This is a genomic window from Paenibacillus sp. NPDC058071 (assembly GCF_042885235.1).
GTDB lineage: Bacteria > Bacillota > Bacilli > Paenibacillales > Paenibacillaceae > Pristimantibacillus.
The window spans coordinates 40,194-62,036 of sequence record NZ_JBHVSK010000003.1 but is presented as its reverse complement, the minus strand read 5'-3'; the positions used below and the strand labels follow the sequence as shown (position 1 = coordinate 62,036).

The following is a 21,843-nucleotide window of genomic DNA, read 5'->3' as shown; positions in this document are numbered from 1 at the left end:
AAGGATAGATATTTCATGAGCAATATAAACTTTAAAGATCATATTCGAGTCATTCTCGATTATCCGCAGCCGGGTATCCGGTTCAAAGATATTACGACGCTGCTGAACAACGGCGAAGTGTATCGGGCGGCGATTGAGGAAATGCGCAAGCTCGTGCAGCATCTCGAAATCGATGTCATTGCTGGTCCGGAAGCGCGCGGCTTTGTCATCGGCGCTCCGCTTGCTTTGGCGCTCGGAGTCGGCTTCGTACCAATCCGCAAGCCTGGCAAGCTGCCTGGCGAAACCATTGAGGCAGGCTATGATCTGGAGTACGGCAAAGACAGTCTGGCGATGCACAAAGACGCGATCAAGCCCGGGCAGCGCGTATTGATCGCCGACGACCTGCTCGCGACAGGAGGAACGATCGCGACGTCGATCAACCTCGTGAAGCAGCTCGGCGGCCAAGTCATCGGTGCGGCGTTTCTGATCGAGTTGGGCTATCTGACAGGCCGTGAGAAGCTCGAAGGCATTGAAGTCGTATCGTTGATGAAATACGAATAATTGGCCAATATGGCGGCGCAAGCAATTCAGGCTTGCGCCGCTTTTTTTATGCCCGCCGATTGCTGTGCGCATGGGGAATAACGGCCAAAATGGCCGTTGCGCAGAAAGGAAGCGGGTGTAAGGCGGGGATGAAGCGGGTTAAGTAGAAATAGCGGCCAAAATGGCCGATTCGAGACGGGTCCTCATCCCATTATGTAAACAACATGTAATGTTTACGCCAAATCTTCGAACATTCATGTTAGCTGATAGCGGATACATTTTATGTCGTTAAAAATGGAAACGGATACATATTGAAACAATTGATAGGAAATTGATTGAAATGCTCATGAATGTGATGTTAAATAACATTTTGATTGAAAAGTATCATTTTTCGTTGCTTAGGCAAATAGAAAGCGTGCCCGCCCCCTTATACAATACAGGTAAGGAGGGAATGGAATGGCAGATACCGCAACCACAACCGCATCGAATAGTCAGCCTGTACCTGCTCGTAAAAACGGGTTCAAAAAGTTTCTTAGGCAATGGGATCTGCAGCTAATGGTCATCCCGGCTATGCTGCTCGTTATTTTATTTAGCTACATTCCAATGTACGGCGTATTGATGGCCTTTCAGGATTACAACATTTTCAAAGGTTTTTGGGACAGCCCTTGGGCCGGCTTCAAGCATTTCGAAATGTTTTTTAACGCTCCTGAGTTTTACAAGGTGATGCGAAATACGATCGTCATCAGTTTGCTCAAATTTTTTATCGGGTTTCCGGCGCCGATCATTCTGGCGCTGATGCTGAATGAAGTGAGAAACATGGCTTTCAAGCGCGTCGTGCAGACGGTCAGCTATTTGCCCCACTTTTTATCCTGGGTTATCGTGTCGGGGTTTGCGATTTCAATTCTTTCGACGGAGAACGGTTCGCTGAACATTCTTCTTCAGTCAGTTAACCTCATCGACGAACCGATCAGCTTCCTCGCCATTCCGGAATATTTTTGGACCATTATTGTAACGACCGGGGTTTGGAAGGAAATCGGCTTCGGTTCCATCGTCTATCTGGCAGCTATCGCTGGCGTTGACCCAAGCATGTATGAGGCCGCTTCAATCGACGGAGCTAGCCGGTTTAAGCAAATTTTTATGATTACAATTCCAACGATAATGCCGGTGGTCGTTATATTTATGATTCTAAGTATCGGCAACCTGCTGAGCGCAGGCTTTGAGGATTTGCTCCTGCTCGGCGTCAACCCGGTGCTGAAGGATGTTTCCGATGTGCTTGACACTTATGTCTACCGAACAGGCATAAGCGGCCAACGCTTCTCCTACGCGACGGCGGTCGGTTTGTTTAAAGCGATCATTAGCGTCGGCTTGCTGACATTCGCGAATTTACTCGCCAGAAGAACGGGTAACAGCTTATGGTAGAAATCGATTGCAGCAGCGAGAGAGCGGCGAAGGAGGCATGGCAGCGGTGAAAATCAAAGCAACGCTCGGCGATAGAACGTTAACTATATTCGTATACGTCGCCCTAGCAATTATCGCATTTACGACGTTTTACCCGTTCTGGAACGCGGCTGTCATCTCTGTGAACAAGGGGATGGACACAGCGCTGGGAGGCATTACCTTCTGGCCGAGGGCGTTTACGCTTGAAAACTACGAGGTTGTCTTTCAGGACTCAAGAATATTGCACGCCTTTTATATATCTGTGATGAGGACGGTTATCGGCACGATAGCGGCCATCATCTGCACCGCGATTTTTGCTTACGGCATGACCAAGCGGGAGCTGATGGGACGGAAGTATTATATGATCGCATGCGTTATTACGATGTACTTTAGCGGCGGTCTAATCCCGACCTTTCTGGTCATTCGCTCGCTCGGGCTGATGGACTCCTTTCTCGTGTTTGTCGTGCCAGGCTTGATCAGCGTGTGGAACATGATTATTTTCCGGACCTTTTTCATGGGGCTTCCGATCGGTTTGGAGGAATCGGCGAAGATTGACGGCTGCGGTTATTGGTCCACCTTTTTCCGCATCGTACTGCCGCTTTCCGGACCCGTTATCGCTACGCTGGCGCTGTTTACGGCGGTCGGTCATTGGAACGACTGGTTTTATCCGAGCATTTACATTACAGACGAGAAGCTTATTCCGATTCAGACGATGCTTCAGCAAATATTGAATTCCAACATTATGACAGAGCAAATGTCGCAGCTCGATTCAGCTTCGCAAAGCCGTCTGTCGGCGATGAAGAGCATTACGAGCAAATCGCTTTCGATGGCTACGATGATGGTGGCGACGATCCCGATTGTGCTGGTATACCCTTTCGTACAAAAGTATTTTGTTAAAGGCGTGTTGGTTGGTTCCTTGAAGGAGTAGCGGTTCGTCTTCAACGCCGGGCGGCTGGAACCTCTTAACAGAGGAGTTTGCTGCCGGGCGCTGAACATAAATAAGTGAAGGAAGAGAGGGGTTTACAAGATGAACAGATGGAAAAGGTCATGGTTTCTAGCTTTGTCGTTAGTAATGGTCGGAACGCTTGCTCTCGCCGGGTGCAGCAGCAATAAAGGCACCAATTCCCCGACGAATGCGCCAAATGCCGAAACGGCAGCGCCAACCGATAAGGCAGCGGAGGAAAAGCCGGCCGCATTCGAGCTAGGCAGCGAGCAGCTTAGCTTCACTTTCTACGGACACTATGACTGGTATACGATGCCTCCTTGGGGCGGAGACGAATCGACGAAATGGATTAAGGAGAACAAAAAGGTCGACATTACCGCCGTTCAATCGGGCGGCAACGCGGCGCAAAAGCTGAACACGATGATTGCGGGCAAAAATTTGCCGGACGTCATCTGGCTCGACCGCGGCGCGGACGTAGAGCGTTTGCGCGCAGCCGACATGCTCGTTCCGTTTGACGACTATTTGGATAAATACCCGAACTTCAAAAAGTGGGTCGGCGAGGAAGCGATCAACATGCTTCGTTCGAGCGACGGCAAAATTTATCAATTCCCGAACTGGTATACCTCTCAGCCGATCGGAAACTCCGGTTATCTTGTAAACAAGAAGATTTACGAATCTCTCGGATCGCCGGAAATCAAAACGACGGATGATTTCTATAATTTCCTGAAGCAAGTGAAAGAGAAGTATCCGAAAGTAACGCCGTTCAATCCCGATTTGGCCGTCGACGGCCAAGGACTGGACGTCTTGTACGGCGGCTTTGCGGACGGATCTACTCCGGCTTACATCGCCAACCGTGCAGTGCCGCAAGGCGACAAGCTGACCTCGATTTTCACTGATCCCGTATTCCGCGAGGCGTCGCAGTACGCTAGCAAGCTGTTCCGAGAGAAGCTGATTTCGCAGGATGCTTTTACGCAAACGAAGGATCAAGTCAAAGAAGCGGCTTATAACGGCACCGCAGCCGTATTTGCCGGAGCCAGCCCGACAGAATACGGCGCAGTTGGAGACTCGGAGCTCAAGAAGAAGGACCCGAATGACGGCTATATTATGATCTGGCCATTCGGCAAACCGGGCGTCGATACGAGCAAAATTTTGACCGGTACGTATACGCAGCTCGGCTGGAACGTCAGCGTCATTACGAAAGCGGCGAAAGATCCGGAGAAAATTTTCGCTTTCCTCGATTACTTGACTGGTCCGGAAGGCACGCGGACGCTGTTCTGGGGTCCAGAAGGCATTTACTGGCAAGGTCAAGACGAAGACGGCTCGCCGAAATTTACGGAAGCGTACGATACGGACGTTGAAGGCCGTACGAAAATGATGGATGCAACGGTTAACTTCCAATGGAACGGCAACAGCGTATTTATCGATACGTCGAAAATGAAGCATGAGCTGACGCTTCCGGTTGAGAAGCAATCATGGGAAGCGCGTTGGCAAAACTCGATTACATGGAAAACGCAGCATAACGCGACGGAGTTCATTAACATGGCTCCAGCGCCGGACACCGAAGAAGGCATCATCTCGACAAGCGTAGAAGAAATTTTCGACGAAGCGCGTGCAAAAGCGATCTACGCGAAGAGCGACGAAGAAGTACTGGCAGTGCTCGACAAAGCGGAGAAGGACGCGATGGCTGTCGGTTATCAGAAGCTGCTTGACTACAAGACAGCCAAGTGGCAGGAAAACCTGAAAAGCATTAAAGGCAACTAACATCCCGTCTGAAATCGGGTTATAATGAGGTTGAATTGGCCGCCGTCCTATTCAGGACGGCGTTTGCCTATTTGACGCTGACGCCTTACATTCACGAAGAGGGGATGATCTGCGATGTACAAGGTGCTTCTTGCCGACGATGAAGTTCTCGATCTGGAAGGCATGAGAAGATTTATACCGTGGACGGATCTCGGCCTCGAGGTTGTCGCTGCATGCAACAACGGATTTGACGCATTGGACGTTCTGCTTGAACAGTCGGTTGATATTTTGGTTTCCGACGTGCACATGCCGAGCATGACGGGTTTGGAGCTGGCTCGAAGGGCGCTGGAGTCGGGGCGCTGTCACGATTTGCGGATTATTTTTGTAAGCGGCTATCAGGATTTTAATTATGTGAAACAAGCGCTTTCGCTTAAAGCGTACAGCTATGTGCTGAAGCCGATGGACGATCAAGAGCTTATAAAAGCGCTGGAAGCGGTCGCCAAGGAGCTTGACAAGGAAAGAACGCTTCGGAAAGAGCGCGAAGCGATGCAGGAATCGTATCGGATGGCAATGCAGCAGTCGGTCGAGCCGACGTCGCAGACGGATCAACGATTCGAATCAAAAAAGAATACAAAGCTCATTCAAGAGCTGATTCAATATATGAAGCAGCATTTGCACGAAAACTTGACGTTAAAGGAAACGGCCGACTACTTCGCGTTCTCTCCCAACTATTTGGGGCTGCTGTTCAAGGAAGAGACGGGCAGCACCTTTAGCGAATATGTCATTTCACTGCGAATGGAGCTTGCAGGACAGCTGCTTAAAGATCCAAAAGTGAAAATTTACGAGGTGGCGGGCCGTGTCGGCTATCGTTACATGCCTTATTTTAGCAGGCAGTTCAAAGAAACGTTCGGCATGACGCCGATCGAGTTCAGGAGAAAGATTTGACGATGGCGCACTTGTCCAAAGAGAAGCCCCGTAAATTCATTCCATTCGGGCTCAAGCTGCTTATTTCATACGTTTTACTTATTGTCATTCCGATTTTTATTTTCGGTTACATAGCTAATATGATTATGGTCGATTCGATCAAGTCGCAAGCCCGGCATACGATTCAAGGAACGCTGCAGCAAATTCAGGATAACGTGCTCTATAAAGCCGACGATACGCAGCGGTTGTCGGACTTCCTCTACTTCGACGCCAAGCTGGCTAAGACGCTGATGCATTATGAGGAAGGCTGGGTCAGCTACGAAGCGACGACCAAGCAGCTGCTTCCTACGTTCTGGCAAACGGTCGAATCGACGAACCGGAATGTGTGGCTAACCGCTTATTTGAAAAACGAGACGCTTCCCGAAGTGTATTACGACAGCAACGGGATCGATCCGCTGCAAATTAAAGGCCGCTTTTACGAGATGCGCCACTTGCAACGAATCGCCGAAAAGGATTGGTATACCGGTCATCCGAACGAGGTGTACGGTAAAACCTTGGTATGGCAGCAGATTGAGGACGATGTCACATACGGCCGCATCTCCCTGCTGCGAAGGCTTGTAGATACGAGAGACCCGACCGATTTGAAGGAAATTGGCTTTATGCGGATCAGCGTCTATATGAACGATATTTTCCAGAGCGTTGACTACCGTAAGATCGGCAGCGAAGGAACTTTGTTTATCACCGACCAGAACGGACAACTGCTGTACGGCTCCAGCGAGGAGTCGCAGAGCGCCGAGATGCTGCTGTGGCAAGCCGCCCGCGACGGTCATCTCGTAATTGAGCAGCCGCTCCCCGATCTCAATTGGACGCTTACGGCGATCATTCCGTCCCGCGTATTCGAAGCGGATGCGAACAAAATGACGAGATTGACGATTGTCATCTGCGTGCTGTGTTTCATCTTGATCTCGCTCGTCGCTTTCACCGTATCGCGCACGTTTTCCCGCCGCATTATGAAAGTCATCTCGGTGCTGCAATCGTTCCGTCAAGGCGATTTCCATCGCCGTATTCAATACAGCGGAAACGACGAGTTTACGACCATTTCGGCCTCGCTCAATGAGCTTGGCAAGAAAACGCATAGCTTGATTGAGGAAGTATATGAGACGAACCTGAAGAAAAAGGAAGCCGAGCTTGAAGTGCTGCAAGCGCAAATCAACCCGCATTTTTTGTATAATACGCTTTCCTCTATTAGCCGGTTGGCTAAATTCGGCGAAGTCGAGAAGCAGCACCAGATGATTATGAACTTGGCGAAGTTTTACCGGCTGACACTGAACGAAGGACAAACCATTATCCTTATTCAGCATGAAATCGAGCAGGTGCAAGCCTATCTCGACATTCAGCAGATCAAATATGCGGAACGGATGACGATTGAATACGAGATCGATCCAGATATTTTGACGTCTACGACGGTCAAGCTCATCCTCCAGCCTTTTGTTGAAAATGCGCTTGAGCATGCGTGGCGTGGCGACCGCATTCTCATTCGAATTACTGGCAAGCGGGAGAAGGAAGCGATCGTCTTCGAGGTCATCGACGATGGAAGCGGGATGCCGGAGCAGGCGATTCGCGCCGTCTTCGCCCACGAGGAGCGAAGCGGGTACGGGATCCGCAACGTTCATGAACGGATTCAGCTTTATTATGGCAAAGAATTCGGCGTTACGATTGCGAGCGAGCCGGGAATGGGAACTTGCGTACGCATTGCCATTCCGGACCGTCAAATCGAGTCCGAGAGCCAGCGTTCCCTAGTTGACGCAACGGCGTAATTACAGGCATAATATTAAGAAATACTCGGAAATCGCGCGAATCGAAGTCGAATGAGGCTATTTTCAGAAAGGGACGTTTCATGGGCATAGAGCAGTTACTCGAAAAGGCATCGGCCTATATGAAGGAACAGGACTTATTACGCATAAGGGAAGCCTATGACTTTGCGGAACGGGCCCATCACGGACAGGTCCGCAAATCGGGGGAGCCTTATATTTTACACCCTGTCGCCGTTGCGGATATTTTGGTCGATATGCAGATGGACGTGCTGTCGATTATTGCGGCGCTGCTGCATGATGTTGTCGAGGATACGACCGTCGATTTGGAAACCGTTCGCTCGAAGTTCGGCGAAACTTGCGCGATGCTGGTCGACGGCTTAACAAAGCTGGAGAAGATCCGGTTCCGCTCCAAGGAAGAGCAGCAGAACGAGAACTACCGTAAAATGTTCGTCGCCATGGCGCAGGACATCAGAGTCATTCTCATTAAACTGGCCGACAGGCTTCATAATATGCGCACGCTTAAATTCCAATCGGAGGAAGCGCAGCGCCGCATTGCATACGAAACGCTGGAGATTTTTTGTCCGATTGCACACCGTCTCGGTATTTCCGCGATCAAATGGGAGATGGAGGATATTGCCCTCCGTTATTTGAATCCGCAGCAATATTACCGGATCGCCAATCTGATGAAGAAAAAGCGCGTCGAAAGAATGCAGTTTATTTCCGACGTCATTTCCCGAATTAAGGAAAAGCTCGACGAGATGGGCATCGAGGGCGATATTTCCGGACGGCCGAAGCATATTTACAGCATTTACAAGAAAATGACGGCGAAAAACAAGCAGTTCAACGAAATATACGACCTTATGGCGATTCGTATCATCGTAGAAAATATTAAGGACTGTTACGCGACGCTGGGCATTATTCATACGCTGTGGAAGCCGATGCCAGGGCGATTTAAAGACTATATCGCGATGCCGAAAGCGAATATGTACCAATCGTTGCATACAACGGTTATCGGTCCGAACGGTGAACCGACGGAGGTACAGATCCGCACCACGGAAATGCATCGAACCTCGGAGTACGGTATCGCCGCTCACTGGGCGTATAAGGAAGGTTCGCTTGTACCAGGCGGCAGCTTCGGCGACAAGATGAGCTGGTTCCGCGAAATATTGGAGCTGCAGAATGAGACGCGCGATGCTTCGGAGTTTATGGAGTCGCTTAAAATGGACTTTTTCTCCGATCTCGTCTTCGTCTTCACGCCAAGCGGAGAAGTTATCGAGCTGCCGGCGGGGTCAGTGCCGCTCGACTTTGCGTACCGCATTCACACGGAAGTAGGCAATCGGACGATCGGCGCCAAAGTGAACGGCCGGATCGTACCGCTCGACCATAAGCTCAAGACCGGCGATATTGTGGAGATTTTGACGTCGAAGCACTCGTACGGACCGAGTCAGGATTGGGTGAAAATTGCGCAATCGTCCCATGCGAGAAGCAAAATTCGCCAATGGTTCAAGAAAGAGAAGCGTGAGGAGAACGTAGCCAAAGGCCGTGAAATGCTGGAGCGGGAAATGAAGCGGCTCGGTCTCGACGCGCAGGTGTGGCTGACCGACGACAAGCTGCAGGAGGTCGCGACTAAGTTTACGTTCAACGATATCGAGGATATGATGTCGGCGATCGGATTTGGCGGCATTACGGCAGCGCAAATCTGTACGAAGCTGACCGAGAAGCTGCGTAAGGAAGCGGAGAAAAGCAATGTTGTGGAGATGTCGAACGAGAAGGAATCGAAATCGTCCGGCAACCGCAAAAACCGTCCTCATCACGGCGTAACCGTGAAAGGAATCGACAATCTGCTCGTACGCTTTGCCCGCTGCTGCAACCCGGTGCCGGGAGATGAAATCGTAGGCTACATTACGAGAGGCAGAGGCGTCTCCGTTCACCGAATGGATTGTCAGAACATCCCCTTCGGCGCAGATGGAGAAGAAGCGGAACGGGTCATCGAAGTGGAGTGGGAAGAGTCGATCGAATCGAACTATAGCGTCGATATCGAAATCACGGGCCATGACCGCGATGCACTGTTGAATGAAGTGCTTCAGGCGGTATCCGAAAGTAAAACAAATATTTCGGCCGTCACCGGCCGTTCTGTAAAAAATAAAATGGTGCTCATTCACATGACGGTGCTGATCCGCAATATCGATCATTTATCGTCGGTTGTGGAGAAAATTAAGCGCGTGCAGGACATTTATTCGGTTCAGCGGATTATGAACAGCTGACGATCACGATAAGTGTGCCGGGCGGATTGGGTTGTTCCGTTCGGCACAGGCAAAGGAAAAGGAAAGCAAATCGGGGGTACATACAGTGAAAGTAGTTGTGCAGCGAAGCAAGCGGGCGTCCGTCGTGGTGGACGGGCAGACAGTTGGCGAGATCTCGTCTGGTCTCGTCCTTCTTGTCGGCGTCACTCACGAGGATACGGAAGAGGATGTCCGCTGGATGGCTGATAAGGTGGCGGGTCTGCGCATCTTCGAGGACGATAGCGGCAAAATGAATTTGTCGGTCACCGACACCGGAGGACAGATTCTGTCGGTATCCCAGTTTACGCTTTACGGCGATTGCCGCAAAGGCAGAAGGCCGAACTTCATGGCGGCGGCGAGACCGGAGCAAGTGGAACCGCTCTACGAGAAATTCAACGAAGCGCTTCGTACGGCCGGATTGACTGTTGAAACGGGCCGTTTCGGGGCGATGATGGACGTCTCGCTCGTCAACGACGGACCGGTCACGTTAATTTTGGAAAGCAGGCCGTAAGACTGGCCTTTTTACGCAAGGAACAGGAATGGGCGGAGTGAAGACAGGCAACACTAAGGACAGATTTAGGAAGCTGTCCGGTGTTGCTTTTTCTTTTTGCGGAGCAGGACCGGCGCGGCGAAACGACGAATGGCGAAGGAGCAGGGTCCGAATGCATCAATCCCGCAAAGAGCAAGGCATGGAGCGGACAACCCGCAGGCTGCTGCATGCCGACCGCAGAGAGGCGCTCGTTTGGTCGGAGCTGGAAGGCGATATTGAAGCGGCGGAGGAATTGACGGCCGGCCCGAACGGCATGCGTGACGTGAGCCGGACAAGGCTTTTTCCCTAGTGCGCAGCCAACAAGCAAGCAAAGCCGCTCCAGTGGACATGGACGAATGTCTGCCGAAGCGGCTTTGCTTTTGCTTATCATCATGCTTGAATGGTAAAAACGCTTTCTAATTTGTAATATTACTGTAATCTGTTTATAACGGTTCCTTAACATCGTATTCCTATAATAGAACTCGACCCCCTTTTTAAAAATAGATTGTCTTTTAAACCTGCGGCACAATGCGCGCAGGTTTTTTTCTGTTCATTTCTGTGCTTCCCCTTACCTTTATGTCAAGCTAGACAAATAAAGATACGATCCATGGTGCGGCAAGCAGTGTTACAAACGCCGTCAGCAGCATGGCGATGCCCGCAGCCGAGCCAGCAATCGGCCCGAACTCGATCGCTTTGCTAATACCGGCGGAATGCGCGCTCGTTCCGAACAGCAGCCCCCTTGCCACCGGATTGCGGATGCGGCACAGCTTCACGACAAGCGGTCCTGCGATCATGCCCATCAATCCGGTAATTAACGTCGCTACAGCGGTTATTGTAGGCAATCCGCCAAGCATCCCGGAGATGGATAGCGCTATTGGCGTCGTAGCGGACCGGGGCGCGAGCGTCTCCATCATTTGTGCGTCTAGACCGAACAGGCGGGCCAGTCCCGCCGACGTCACGATTGAGGCTATGGCTCCGGTGCCGACGCTGACAGCAATCATGAATACATTGCGTTTCAGTATATCCAAGTGTTTATACAGCATAACGGCGAGTCCGATCGTAGCCGGTTCGATCATATCGGTCAGCAGAATGGATTTGCGGTTGTATTGCTCAAACGAAGCGCCGCAAAGAAGGAGGGCCGAGATCATAATTGCTGGAGTTACCAGAAGCGGCGTCAGCCATATGCTTGGAAAACGCTGGTACAGCAGCTTGGCTCCTCCGTATACGGCTATGGTGCCGAATAACCAAAACCATGCGCTCATACCACAGCGCCTTCTTTCGCAGCCCCGTTAGGGTTAGGACGGCCCTTTCTCTTCTCCAGCCGTTCAGCGACCAGTCCAGTGCAGGCCATGACGGCCGTCGTACTGAGAATGATCGTAAGCAGTATCGCCGGACCGTTCGTTGCGATAAGTCCTTTGTAATTCAAAATGCCAACGGTTGACGGAATAAAAAATAGCAGCATTTCCGCAAGCAGGAAGGACGCGCCAGCGTCGATCCACGACAAGTGGACGATTCGCAGCCTGAGCAGTGCGAACAGCAGAGCAATGCCGATGACGCTGCCGGGTATCGATATCGGAAGCCATTCGGCAATGGCGTCCGAAAGTTTGGATAAAGCGATGAGCAGCAGAACCTGCGCAATCGTTTGAACTGTTCTTTTCATTGGGTCTGCCTCTCCTTTCAATATATTCGAGTGTACAGCATGGTATTTGATAGGTAAAATGAATTTACAGAATGATTTACATTCCATTTGGCTATGCTGGAAATAGGGGAGGCGTCCGGCTTGGACATCAGACATTTGCAATATATCCGGGAGATCGTCAAACGCGACAGCTTTACGAAAGCGGCCGAAGCGCTTCATATTGCGCAGCCGACGATCAGTAAGGCCGTTCGGCATTTGGAAGATGAGCTTGGAACTGAACTGTTCGTTCGGGAAGGCAAGTCGATCAAGCTGACCGATGCAGGCGAAGTGCTGCTTCGCTATGCGCAGCCGATTCTTCACTTGTGGGATGGTTTGCATGCGGAGCTCAACGATAAATCATATTTGCATCAAGGATCGATTCGCATTGGTTTGCCGCCGATGGCGGGAGCGAGCTTTTTTCCGTCCGTTCTGAAACGGTTTCAGCAGCGTTATCCGGACATCGCCGTTGAAATGATCGAATACGGATCGCTTCGCATTGAAGAGGAAGTCGGCAGCGGAGCGCTTGATGTTGGCGTCGTGCTTGAGCCCGTCGACAGCGGCCGATTCGCATCCTTCCCATTGGTCCGGGAGCGGTTGTCGGTTATTATGCCTGTGTCGCACCCGCTTGCCGCTCTTGAAACATTGTCGCTTTCCGATTTGTCGGGGGAAAAATTTATTTTGTTCAGCAACGAGTTTGCTCTGCATGACCGCATTATCGAGGAGTGCAGAAAAGCCGGCTTTGAGCCGGACGTCGTCTATGAAAGCTCGCAGTGGGACTTTATTAAGGAAATGACGGCTGCCGGGCTTGGTGTCTCGATGCTTCCGGAGACGATATGCCGAACGCTCGCGCCGGAGCAAATTCAGGTTGTGTCGCTGGACGATCCGGTTATTCCTTGGGAGCTTGCCATGGTATGGCGCAACGAAGGGTACTTGTCGCTTGCGGCAAAAGCGTGGATTGCTTTCGTTAAAGAGCAATTTGCTTAATTAACGAGGTCGTGGGCGGGCGGTCTATACTACTATTGGACGGCGTCATCCTGCGTGCAGAAGTCGCACTGTGCCAATCTGGGCTTGCCGTGCTGCGTCCTGACGCACGGCGCCTTCGGCGCCATAACGCGCGCTGGGAGAAGCGCGCGAAACTGCGGCGTACGGACAACGCTTGACGGCTTGACTGAATGGCATGCGACAAGTATAATTGAGTCTTAATACGAACATTTCGATTCGATGATGGAACCGAGTAATCCAACGCACGTACCCAGAGAGGGACGCCATGGCTGCAAGCGTCCTTATGGTGGCTGGATGAATAACTTTCCGGAGAACAGTCGGCGAACCTGACGACGGCATTGGCCGCGCGTCGCAGTAGCCGGTTTGCGGCTGGCGGACGTTAACCGCTATGAGCGGGCTGTGCGCGTTTGACGCGAACGGTTCCGGAATTTGGGTGGTACCACGGGAATTAGACTCTCGTCCCTAACGATGAATTTCATCGTTAGGGGCGGGAGTTTTTTTGCCTTATAGAGAGCGGGTGCGTCCAGCATGCCGTTCTTGGCAGAACAGGGCAATGCCGCCGCTGCCGTAATATCTAATGGAATGAATGATTGGAACGAAGGAGTCAGGAGGGAATCGCATGGCTTTTCAAAAATCGCCGGGCACGCAAGATATTTTGCCCAGTACCGTTGAGCGATGGCAGTACGTTGAGCGAAAAGCTCGTGAAATTTGCAGCCGTTTCAACTTCCGCGAAATCAGAACGCCGATGTTCGAATCGACGGAGCTGTTCCAGCGCGGCGTCGGCGAAACGACGGATATCGTAGAGAAGGAAATGTACACGTTCACCGACCGCGGCGATCGGAGCATTACGCTTCGTCCCGAAGGAACGGCCGGCGTCGTTCGCTCGTACGTCGAGAACAAGCTGTATGGCGAGCCGGACGTGTCTAAGCTGTATTACATCGGCCCGATGTTCCGGTACGAGCGTCAGCAAGCAGGACGTTACCGGCAATTTCATCAATTTGGCGTCGAGGCGCTGGGCGCGGTCGATCCGGCATTGGACGCTGAGGTTATCGCGCTTGGTTACACGTTTTATACGGAGGTTGGCCTAAAAGGCGTCCGCGTCGAGCTCAACTCGGTCGGTACGCCGGAAGTGCGCGCCGCTTTCCGCGAGCGTCTGCTGGCGTTTCTGCAGCCGAAGCGGGAGCTGTTGTGCAAGGACTGCCAGTCGCGGATGGAACGCAATCCGCTGCGTGTGCTGGACTGCAAGGTTGACCAGAAGCATTTCGAAGGGGCGCCTTCGATTCTCGATAGTCTGGATGAGGAGTGCAATGTGCATTTCGAGAAAGTGAAAGCTTACTTGAACGCTATGAACATTCCATATGAAATTAATCCTCGCCTCGTCCGCGGGCTTGATTACTACACGCACACGGCGTTCGAGTACAAGGCTGAAGGGATCGGCGCGATCGATACGGTAGGCGGCGGCGGACGGTATAACGGACTTGTCGCCGAAATCGGCGGGCCGGATCAGCCGGGCATCGGCTTCGGACTTGGCATCGAAAGAACAATTATGCTGCTTGAGCATCAGCAGACGGTGACGGAAGAAGCGGGTCAAATCGATGTTTACTTCGTCGGCCTCGGCGATGCGGCAGAACGCGAGACGGTTAGACTCGTCTACGAGCTGCGCAAAGCAGGTTTCCGCGCCGAGCGCGATTACTTGAGCCGCAAGATGAAGGCGCAAATGAAATCGGCCGATCGTCTGAATGCGCGCTATACAGCCATTCTCGGCGACGACGAGCTGGAGCGCGGTGAAATCGCGCTTAAATCGATGGTCGACGGCGAACAGCGGGTAGTGCCGTTGAACGGACTGGCCGAAGCGCTAGCGAACGGCTGAGCAAGAACAAATGCCCATTTGCCGGAGCTTTGAATCCATTTTTAGTAGTTGCTTAGAAGTAAACCCTACTTATACATTAAAGGAGTATGATCATTATGATGCTTAAGACGCATTCTTGCGGCACATTGACCAAAGCGGACATCGGTACGTCCGTCATTCTGAACGGCTGGGTACAGCGTCGCCGCGACCTGGGCGGCGTACTGTTCATCGATTTGCGCGACCGTACCGGTATCGTTCAAACCGTATTCAACCCGGATTTCTCAGGCGATGCGCTTGCCATTGCCGACCGCGCTCGCAACGAGTTCGTACTGGCTGTAAAAGGCACAGTCGTAGAACGCGACGCAGAGACCGTTAACAAAAACCTGGCGACTGGCGAAATCGAAATCCGCGTGACGGAAATCGAAGTGATGAACAGCGCGAAAACACCTCCGTTCCCGATCGAAGACGGCGTCGAGGTCGACGAGTCGCTTCGCTTGAAATACCGCTACCTGGACCTTCGCCGTCCAGAAATGCAAAAAACGATGCTGCTTCGCTCCAAAGCGTCGAAAGTATTCCGCGACTTCTTGGACGGAGAGGGCTTCCTCGATATCGAAACGCCAATCTTGACGAAAAGCACGCCGGAAGGCGCCCGCGATTACTTGGTGCCAAGCCGCGTTCACGACGGCGAGTTCTACGCACTGCCGCAATCGCCGCAAATTTTCAAACAATTGCTCATGGTTTCCGGTATCGAGCGCTACTACCAAATTGCTCGCTGTTTCCGCGATGAGGATTTGAGATCGGACCGCCAACCTGAATTTACGCAAGTCGACATCGAGACGTCGTTCCTGTCGCAGGAGCAGCTTTTCGGTTTGATGGAGCAATTAATTGCGCGTCTGTTCCGTGAAACGGTCGGCGTCGAAATTTCGCTGCCGATTCAGCGCATCACTTACGAAGATGCCATTAACAAATATGGCTCCGATAAGCCGGATCTCCGTTTTGGCATGGAAATTCAAGATATTACCGACATCGTTTCCGTCAGCGACGTGAAGGTGTTCGCAAGCGTAGCCGCAAGCGGCGGCGTTGTGAAGGCGTTCAATGCTAAAGGCTGCGGACATTGGAGCCGCAAAGAGCTTGACGATCTGCAGCCGTTTGCAGCCCGTTATGGCGGCAAAGGCCTGGCATGGATCACGGTTAAAGACGGCGAGTGGAAAGGTCCAATCGTGAAATTCCTGAAGCCGGAAGAAATCGCTGCGTTGACGGAGCGTCTGCAAGTGGAAGACGGCGACCTGCTGACGTTCTCCGCTGACAAGAAGAAAGTCGTTGCGGATGTACTCGGCAACCTGCGTCTGAAAGTCGGCCGCGAGCTCGGCCTGATCGACGATTCGAAATTCAAATTCGTATGGGTTGTGGACTTCCCGCTGCTCGGCTGGGATGAGGACGCGAAACGCTTCGTGGCCGAACACCATCCGTTCACCCGTCCGAAGGACGAAGATCTTCATCTGTTCGATACCGATCCGGGCCAAATCCGCGCGCAAGCGTACGATATCGTACTGAACGGCTATGAAGTCGGCGGCGGTTCAATGCGGATCTACAAGCGCGACGTGCAAGAAAAAATGTTCAAGGCGCTTGGCTTCACGATGGAAGAAGCGCATCAGCAATTCGGCTTCCTGCTTGACGCATTCGACTACGGCACGCCTCCGCACGGCGGCATCGCCTTCGGTCTCGACCGCCTGATCATGCTGCTTGCCGGCCGCACGAACTTGCGTGAAACGATTGCCTTCCCGAAAACGGCGAACGCGACCGATCCGATGACTGAAGCGCCTTCGGAAGTCAGTCTGTCCCAATTGGAAGAGCTGCATATCCGCACGGTGTTAAAGCCGAAGCCGGAAGCGGCCGCTGCGGGCAAACCGCAAGCTTAACGAGAACGGCAGAGGAAGGAGCTGAGCGGAATGCTGCATCAATTTTCACGCACGGAGCTCGCAATCGGTCCGGAAGGGCTGGAAGTAATGAAAGGCAGCACGGTGGCCGTGCTCGGCATCGGCGGCGTCGGTTCGATCGCTGCTGAGGCGCTGGCACGTACCGGCGTTGGCCGCATTATACTGATCGACAAGGACGTTGTCGACATTACGAACGTGAATCGCCAAATTCATGCGCTGACGACGACAGTCGGCCAGCCGAAGGCTGACCTGATGCGGGATCGGATCAAGCTGATCAATCCCGAATGCGACGTCATTTCGCTGCGCATGTTTTATACGGAAGAGACGTACGAGCAATTGTTTGCTTATCCGCTCGATTATGTCGTCGATGCATCGGATACGATCTCGTACAAGGTGCATCTCATTAAACAGTGCTTGGAGCGCGGCATCCCGGTTATCTCGAGCATGGGCGCTGCCAATAAAATGGACCCGACGCGCTTCCGCGTTGCCGACATTTCGAAGACGCACACCGACCCGATTGCGCGCGTCGTTCGCACGAAGCTTCGCAAGGACGGCATTAAACGGGGCGTGAAGGTCGTCTTCTCCGACGAGACGCCGAAGAAGCCGCGCGAGGACGTTACGCAGCGCATCGTGCCGGAGAACGCTCCGGAAATCCGCAAAGCGCAGCAGCCGCCGGCCAGCAACGCGTTTGTGCCGCCGGTAGCAGGACTTGTTATGGTTAGCGTAACGGTTAAGGATCTGCTGGAAAAGCACGGCATCGAGGTTTAATCCGTTAGAGGCAAGAATGTAAAAAATCCGCAAGAGATTGCCGCTGTTCAGCGGCCCTCTTGCGGATTTTTGTTTTTGATGAAGACTTCTAGGTAATTAAAATTAAAAAGCCTGACAGGACCGATTTGATTCGAAGTCCCGCCAGGCTTTTTTAGATGAATGAATTAAGGCTTGGTCCTGCGCTCCACGAGCTGCGTCAGATCCCGGATGAGATCGTCTAAGCTAGCGTAGCCTTTAACCAAATGGTTGATCTTTCCATCCTGATTTTCCATGCTGGCCAATACTTCCTCAACCGATGCCATATTTTGCTCCGTTGCCGCTGCCATGGAATTCATTTCATCGGCAATGACGGCGTATTGATCGTAAAGCTGGCGGGACGAATGGCCGACCGTATCCGATTGCTGTTTGACTTGATCGGTATTCCGGTTGATGCTGCCGATTATTTGCTCGACCTGGCGGGCGGCATCGACGCTGACCGCTGCCGCTTGATCGCCCTTACGGACCTGCTCGCCGACTGCACTGATTTGCGATTGAATCGAATGGAGAATTTCGCTGATTTCACCGGCCGCCACACGGGAGTTGTCGGCAAGCTTGCGAACTTCCCCGGCGACGACGGCGAAGCCTCGGCCTTGTTCGCCGGCGCGGGCCGCTTCGATTGCGGCGTTAAGCGACAGCAGATTCGTCTGCTCGGAAATTTCGCTGATCGAGGCGGCGATCGAGCTTACCTGCTCGTTTTGCTCCGTCAATCGTTGCATTAAGGAAACCGTCTGCGCGATGATCGAGCGAACTCGCTCGGCTTCCGTCGTCAGCGTCACGACCAGATCATTGCCGTTCGACGTCAGCGCAGCCGTATCGTTCGAGTGTTGCTGGAGCAGAGTCGCGCCTTCGAGCAGCAGCTTAACCGCATCCTCAATCGTTTGCACCGATTCGCTGACGTTAAGCACCATTCCAGTCTGCTTTTCAATGGAAGCCGACATTTCGGCAAAAGTGGCCGTTACTTCACGCGAGATTTGACCGGTGTTTTGCACCGTCTCCTTTTGCTCGCTGCTGAACTCGTTCAGGCTAGTGACCGAAGAGCTGACTTTAGTGAGCAGCTGCTCGGCGATTTCTTTCGAAGCGACTGCTTCGCTGCGCTCGACCAGTACTTCCTCCTGCAGCTTTTGGCTGAATCGGGCCGACGAAGCGAGTGCAATCGTCATGAATATGGTGTACAAGAACAAATAAAGCAGCGAATCGTTCGGGAACAGCAGCTCCTTATATTTCGGAGTGAGGAACAGATACGTGCTAAGCGCCATACTTAAAGCACCCGTTAAAATGATTGGTCTTGAATCGGCGTATAGCGTCATAAGCGCGATTCCGACAAAGGTCATAAAGTAGGTACTGATAATAGGCTGAGGGTCGGAGACGATCAGAAGTGTCGTCAGCCCTATGACGATGAAAGGAATAAAGTATTTAATGTAAGCCGGAAATATTCTTTTATAAGTCATGAAAGTTGCGATTCCTATACTGACGATACCGACCCCCACCAGCAGCAGGATCATGTTGAGCGGCAGGCCCGCCCCGATATCCGCGACGACTCCAAGCGCCAGGATGCCCCATAATATTTTCACGAATAATCGGTTTCGTTTATCCAGTACAGTCAGCACATTTTTGGCCATGATTGATTTACCATCTCTTTCAACTAGTTTTCATTACTGCTTAATGCCAGGCTTTGACGGGTCATCCTGAAGGACGAGCCAATCATATTGCGATTTGTTGTTGTATACTTCCTCGACGCGAATCAAAGTCGGTATGACATAGTCGCCTTTATAAAACGCTTTTTCTCCAAGGCGTTCCATTGGAACGTGAAACGTAATTCGAAGCGCGCGGTAAAAAATCGGCTCCAGCAGTGCAAGATAATAGCGGATTTGATGCTTCTCCGCGCATTGAACAGCAGAGGAGAGCAGATCGGCTAGCGGATGGCCTCTGTATTGCATTAAAACGGCCATTTTCTCGATTTCGCCTATAGAGCACAGATTAGCCGCAATAAGAGGATGCTGCCGCACATCGATAACCGACTCCATGGAGCTGGAACCGGGCTCATATCGTTTGTATTCTGCGCATCCTACGTACTCGCCTTCGTTAGAAAGGGCGACGTAACGTTCAAGCGCCGACGCCGAGTACTCCAGTTCGTAATTTTTCTCCTTCCACACTGTGGTCCAAATACTGTTGAACATTGTCAGTTCCCATTCGCTTTCGACTCGTTTGAACAAAAGAACAGCTCCTATGATCTCTCTCTCTTTCTACGGATTAGTCGACTCTCTAGTCTATTGTTTGTTCCCTCTCATTCAGGCAAGTCGAGATTACTCTGAAATAGGAATAGATTCCTACTTTAATTATCGGAAGAATAACGGTTGATGTTTACAGTTAAACCGACTTTTTTGGTTGGTATTTACATTAAAATCCTGTAAAGGAGCGGGAAGGGAGTCGTCTGGCGAACAAGTGTGCGGTGTGCTATGATAGATTTAACGCATGCAAAAGGTTGTGAGCGAACGAGATGGATTTATTTAATTTTCAAGAGGCAGAGACGCCGAGAGCGCGACTGCTGGCCGATCGAATGCGGCCGGAGACGCTGAACGAATATATTGGACAAGAACATATTATCGGCGAGGACAAGCTGCTGAGAAGGGCGATTGAAGGCGACCAAGTGTCGTCTGTTTTGCTGTACGGCCCGCCCGGCTGCGGCAAAACGACGCTGGCCCATATCATTTCGAAGCGAACGGCGGGAGAGTTCGTTAAATTGAATGCCGTTGACGCGTCGGTTAAGGATGTCCGGGAAGTGATCGACCGGGCTCGCTCGAACAAGACGCTGTACGGAAAGAAAACGATTCTGTTTCTGGACGAGGTGCACCGATTCAACACCTCCCGGCAGGATGCGCTGCTTCCGGCCGTGGAGCAGGGAATTATTATCTTTATCGGAGCGACAACGGAGAATCCGTTTCATCACGTCAACGGCGCTTTGCTGTCGCGTTCGACGCTGTTCCAACTGCAGCCGCTGAATGAGTGTCACGCGCTGGAAGCGATGCGCAGGGCGCTGGCCGACTCTGACCGGGGGCTCGGTTTTATGGACCTGACCGCCGACGAAGACGCGCTGGCTCATTTGGCGGCGATGGCAGGCGGCGACATCCGGCGGGCGCTCAACGCGCTGGAGCTGGCCGCCGTTACAACGCCGTCGGAACCGGACGGTTCGGTGCGCATCACGATCGATGTCGCACAGGAGTCGATTCGCAACAAAGCGCTGCGCGCCGATCCGTCGACGCAGTACGACGTGCTGTCCGCGTTTCACAAAAGCTTGCGCGGCTCCAGCGACGCGGCGTTGTTCTGGTTTCTGTATGCGGTCGAGAAGCTTGGCATGGACCCGATGACGTTCATCCGCCGGCTTATCGTTATGTGCAGCGAGGATATTGGAATGGCCAATCCTCAGGCGATGGTGCAGGCGGTAACCGCGATGGACGCCTATCACAAGATTGGCTGGCCTGAAGCGAAGTACAACGTCTCGCAGGCGATTTTATTTGCTGTGGAGAGCCCGAAATCGAATGCGACGGCGCTGGCGATCGCCAAAGCGACAGCCGCGATCGAGGGCGCGGGCAGTGCGGCCGTGCCGCTGCATTTGCGTGATACGCACTATCGCGGAGCGGAGAAGCTGGGGCACGAAGGCTATAAGTATCCGCATGACTACCCAGGCCATTATGTGGAGCAGCAGTATTTGCCGGATCAGCTGCAAGGCATGACTTTCTATAAAGCTTCAGAGCAAGGGATGGAGCAGAAGATCGCCCATAATCAGGGGCTGCGGCGGAAGAAGTAAGGCGCGGTTCGGGTATGGGGAGTTGGAGGAGCTAGGGGCGTTTTGAGCGGTGGTTGGCTGGCCGCTGTGAGCGTGGGTGTAGGGAATGTAGGGGATGTAGGGAATAAATGCAAAAAGGCATTTATTTTCCCTTGAATTGCCCATTTTGGAGGGAATAACTGCATTTATGCAGTTATTCCTGTCGAAATGAACAAAACGGTGACTAGACGAGCGAAATAACTGCTGAAATGCAGTTATTTTTTTATTAAGATAGATTTGGCGAAAAATAACTGCAGTTCAGCAGTTATTTTTGGAAGTAACGCCTACTCAACTCAAACAGTAACAATAATCGAGCGATCGCCTCGTGCTGGCGAGCCAAGCTATGCTTGTACAAGCTCTGTATTGCAATAATTGAAAGAGAAAGCCCCGCTGGCGATATGCGCCAGTGGGGCTTTCTGCTTATCCCAACAGTGCAAAGTACCTGCAGGAGGATCACCTATTCCTAACTGAGCTAACTGAGCTAACTGAGCTAACTGAGCTAACTGAGCTAACTGAGCTAACTGAGCTAACTGAGCTAACTGAGCTAACTGAGCTAACT

Annotated in this window: 19 protein-coding genes; 14 read left to right on the top strand and 5 right to left on the bottom strand. The window is 52.1% G+C overall.

Going from position 1 to position 21,843, the window contains the following annotated elements:
* Nucleotides 1-24 precede the first annotated feature (24 nt).
* The 9 genes from ACFVTB_RS05765 (at nt 25) to ACFVTB_RS05725 (ending at nt 10,498) form a co-directional block, all read left to right on the top strand.
* Nucleotides 25-540, top strand: coding sequence for an adenine phosphoribosyltransferase (locus ACFVTB_RS05765; protein WP_387747004.1), 516 nt, complete (start codon nt 25-27; stop codon nt 538-540).
* A gap of 435 nt (nt 541-975) precedes the next feature.
* Complete coding sequence (locus ACFVTB_RS05760) at nt 976-1,938, top strand: ABC transporter permease (RefSeq protein ID WP_387746293.1); 963 nt, start codon at nt 976-978, stop codon at nt 1,936-1,938.
* A gap of 52 nt (nt 1,939-1,990) precedes the next feature.
* Nucleotides 1,991-2,884 carry a carbohydrate ABC transporter permease gene (locus ACFVTB_RS05755; RefSeq protein WP_387747001.1) on the top strand — a complete coding sequence of 298 codons (894 nt, stop codon included), beginning with the start codon at nt 1,991-1,993 and terminating at the stop codon, nt 2,882-2,884.
* Nucleotides 2,885-2,983: 99 nt separating this feature from the next.
* On the top strand, nt 2,984-4,660 hold the full coding sequence (locus ACFVTB_RS05750; protein ID WP_387746291.1) for a type 2 periplasmic-binding domain-containing protein: 1,677 nt from the start codon (nt 2,984-2,986) through the stop codon (nt 4,658-4,660).
* A 114-nt stretch (nt 4,661-4,774) separates the two neighbouring features.
* A complete protein-coding gene (locus tag ACFVTB_RS05745) occupies nt 4,775-5,584 on the top strand; it encodes a response regulator transcription factor (RefSeq protein ID WP_387746289.1) in 810 nt (269 codons plus the stop codon).
* A gap of 2 nt (nt 5,585-5,586) precedes the next feature.
* Entirely contained in the window at nt 5,587-7,380 is a 1,794-nt protein-coding gene (locus ACFVTB_RS05740; RefSeq protein ID WP_387746287.1) for a sensor histidine kinase, read from the top strand.
* 80 nt (nt 7,381-7,460) lie between these two features.
* On the top strand, nt 7,461-9,641 hold the full coding sequence (locus tag ACFVTB_RS05735) for a RelA/SpoT family protein (RefSeq protein ID WP_387746285.1): 2,181 nt from the start codon (nt 7,461-7,463) through the stop codon (nt 9,639-9,641).
* 85 nt (nt 9,642-9,726) lie between these two features.
* Nucleotides 9,727-10,170, top strand: coding sequence for a D-aminoacyl-tRNA deacylase (dtd, locus tag ACFVTB_RS05730; RefSeq protein WP_387746283.1), 444 nt, complete (start codon nt 9,727-9,729; stop codon nt 10,168-10,170).
* A 151-nt stretch (nt 10,171-10,321) separates the two neighbouring features.
* Complete coding sequence (locus ACFVTB_RS05725; protein WP_387746281.1) at nt 10,322-10,498, top strand: hypothetical protein; 177 nt, start codon at nt 10,322-10,324, stop codon at nt 10,496-10,498.
* Nucleotides 10,499-10,772: 274 nt separating this feature from the next.
* Here the strand turns inward: ACFVTB_RS05725 and ACFVTB_RS05720 are convergent, their stop codons facing one another.
* Together ACFVTB_RS05720 and ACFVTB_RS05715 are read right to left on the bottom strand one after the other, a co-directional pair.
* Nucleotides 10,773-11,450 (bottom strand): LrgB family protein, encoded by a 678-nt coding sequence (locus tag ACFVTB_RS05720; protein WP_387746279.1) that lies wholly within the window; start codon nt 11,448-11,450, stop codon nt 10,773-10,775.
* Nucleotides 11,447-11,848: a CidA/LrgA family protein gene (locus ACFVTB_RS05715; protein WP_387746277.1), complete on the bottom strand. Its 402-nt coding sequence runs from the start codon at nt 11,846-11,848 to the stop codon at nt 11,447-11,449. Before ACFVTB_RS05715 ends, ACFVTB_RS05720 begins: the two co-directional genes overlap by 4 nt.
* Nucleotides 11,849-11,968: 120 nt before the next feature.
* Between ACFVTB_RS05715 and ACFVTB_RS05710 the strand changes: the two genes are divergently transcribed.
* The 4 genes from ACFVTB_RS05710 to ACFVTB_RS05695 all read left to right on the top strand — a co-directional run bounded on the left by ACFVTB_RS05710 (nt 11,969) and on the right by ACFVTB_RS05695 (nt 17,422).
* A complete protein-coding gene (locus ACFVTB_RS05710; RefSeq protein WP_387746275.1) occupies nt 11,969-12,850 on the top strand; it encodes a LysR family transcriptional regulator in 882 nt (293 codons plus the stop codon).
* A 637-nt stretch (nt 12,851-13,487) separates the two neighbouring features.
* Nucleotides 13,488-14,738: a histidine--tRNA ligase gene (hisS, locus tag ACFVTB_RS05705; protein ID WP_387746273.1), complete on the top strand. Its 1,251-nt coding sequence runs from the start codon at nt 13,488-13,490 to the stop codon at nt 14,736-14,738.
* Nucleotides 14,739-14,833: 95 nt separating this feature from the next.
* Nucleotides 14,834-16,636 carry an aspartate--tRNA ligase gene (gene aspS / locus ACFVTB_RS05700; protein ID WP_387746271.1) on the top strand — a complete coding sequence of 601 codons (1,803 nt, stop codon included), beginning with the start codon at nt 14,834-14,836 and terminating at the stop codon, nt 16,634-16,636.
* 30 nt (nt 16,637-16,666) lie between these two features.
* A complete protein-coding gene (locus ACFVTB_RS05695; protein WP_387746269.1) occupies nt 16,667-17,422 on the top strand; it encodes a tRNA threonylcarbamoyladenosine dehydratase in 756 nt (251 codons plus the stop codon).
* A gap of 164 nt (nt 17,423-17,586) precedes the next feature.
* Here the strand turns inward: ACFVTB_RS05695 and ACFVTB_RS05690 are convergent, their stop codons facing one another.
* Complete coding sequence (locus ACFVTB_RS05690; RefSeq protein WP_387746267.1) at nt 17,587-19,080, bottom strand: methyl-accepting chemotaxis protein; 1,494 nt, start codon at nt 19,078-19,080, stop codon at nt 17,587-17,589.
* A gap of 33 nt (nt 19,081-19,113) precedes the next feature.
* A complete protein-coding gene (locus ACFVTB_RS05685) occupies nt 19,114-19,674 on the bottom strand; it encodes a hypothetical protein (RefSeq protein ID WP_387746265.1) in 561 nt (186 codons plus the stop codon).
* Between the two features lie 284 nt (nt 19,675-19,958).
* On the opposite strand from ACFVTB_RS05685, the gene ACFVTB_RS05680 reads away from it, so the two are divergent.
* Nucleotides 19,959-21,266: a replication-associated recombination protein A gene (locus ACFVTB_RS05680; protein WP_387746263.1), complete on the top strand. Its 1,308-nt coding sequence runs from the start codon at nt 19,959-19,961 to the stop codon at nt 21,264-21,266.
* A 359-nt stretch (nt 21,267-21,625) separates the two neighbouring features.
* Here the strand turns inward: ACFVTB_RS05680 and ACFVTB_RS05675 are convergent.
* Nucleotides 21,626-21,843: hypothetical protein (locus ACFVTB_RS05675; protein ID WP_387746261.1), on the bottom strand; the 218-nt coding region annotated here is incomplete at its 5' end.

Bases quoted from the DNA above. Each gene is read 5' to 3' on its own strand.
- ACFVTB_RS05760 (WP_387746293.1), top strand. From the start codon at position 976: ATGGCAGATACCGCAACCACAACCGCATCGAATAGTCAGCCTGTACCT.
- ACFVTB_RS05680 (WP_387746263.1), top strand. From the start codon at position 19,959: ATGGATTTATTTAATTTTCAAGAGGCAGAGACGCCGAGAGCGCGACTG.
- ACFVTB_RS05715 (WP_387746277.1), bottom strand. From the start codon at position 11,848: ATGAAAAGAACAGTTCAAACGATTGCGCAGGTTCTGCTGCTCATCGCT.
- ACFVTB_RS05735 (WP_387746285.1), top strand. From the start codon at position 7,461: ATGGGCATAGAGCAGTTACTCGAAAAGGCATCGGCCTATATGAAGGAA.
- ACFVTB_RS05740 (WP_387746287.1), top strand. From the start codon at position 5,587: ATGGCGCACTTGTCCAAAGAGAAGCCCCGTAAATTCATTCCATTCGGG.
- ACFVTB_RS05745 (WP_387746289.1), top strand. From the start codon at position 4,775: ATGTACAAGGTGCTTCTTGCCGACGATGAAGTTCTCGATCTGGAAGGC.
- aspS (WP_387746271.1), top strand. From the start codon at position 14,834: ATGATGCTTAAGACGCATTCTTGCGGCACATTGACCAAAGCGGACATC.
- ACFVTB_RS05750 (WP_387746291.1), top strand. From the start codon at position 2,984: ATGAACAGATGGAAAAGGTCATGGTTTCTAGCTTTGTCGTTAGTAATG.
- ACFVTB_RS05690 (WP_387746267.1), bottom strand. From the start codon at position 19,080: ATGGCCAAAAATGTGCTGACTGTACTGGATAAACGAAACCGATTATTC.
- ACFVTB_RS05695 (WP_387746269.1), top strand. From the start codon at position 16,667: ATGCTGCATCAATTTTCACGCACGGAGCTCGCAATCGGTCCGGAAGGG.
- ACFVTB_RS05725 (WP_387746281.1), top strand. From the start codon at position 10,322: ATGCATCAATCCCGCAAAGAGCAAGGCATGGAGCGGACAACCCGCAGG.
- hisS (WP_387746273.1), top strand. From the start codon at position 13,488: ATGGCTTTTCAAAAATCGCCGGGCACGCAAGATATTTTGCCCAGTACC.
- ACFVTB_RS05720 (WP_387746279.1), bottom strand. From the start codon at position 11,450: ATGAGCGCATGGTTTTGGTTATTCGGCACCATAGCCGTATACGGAGGA.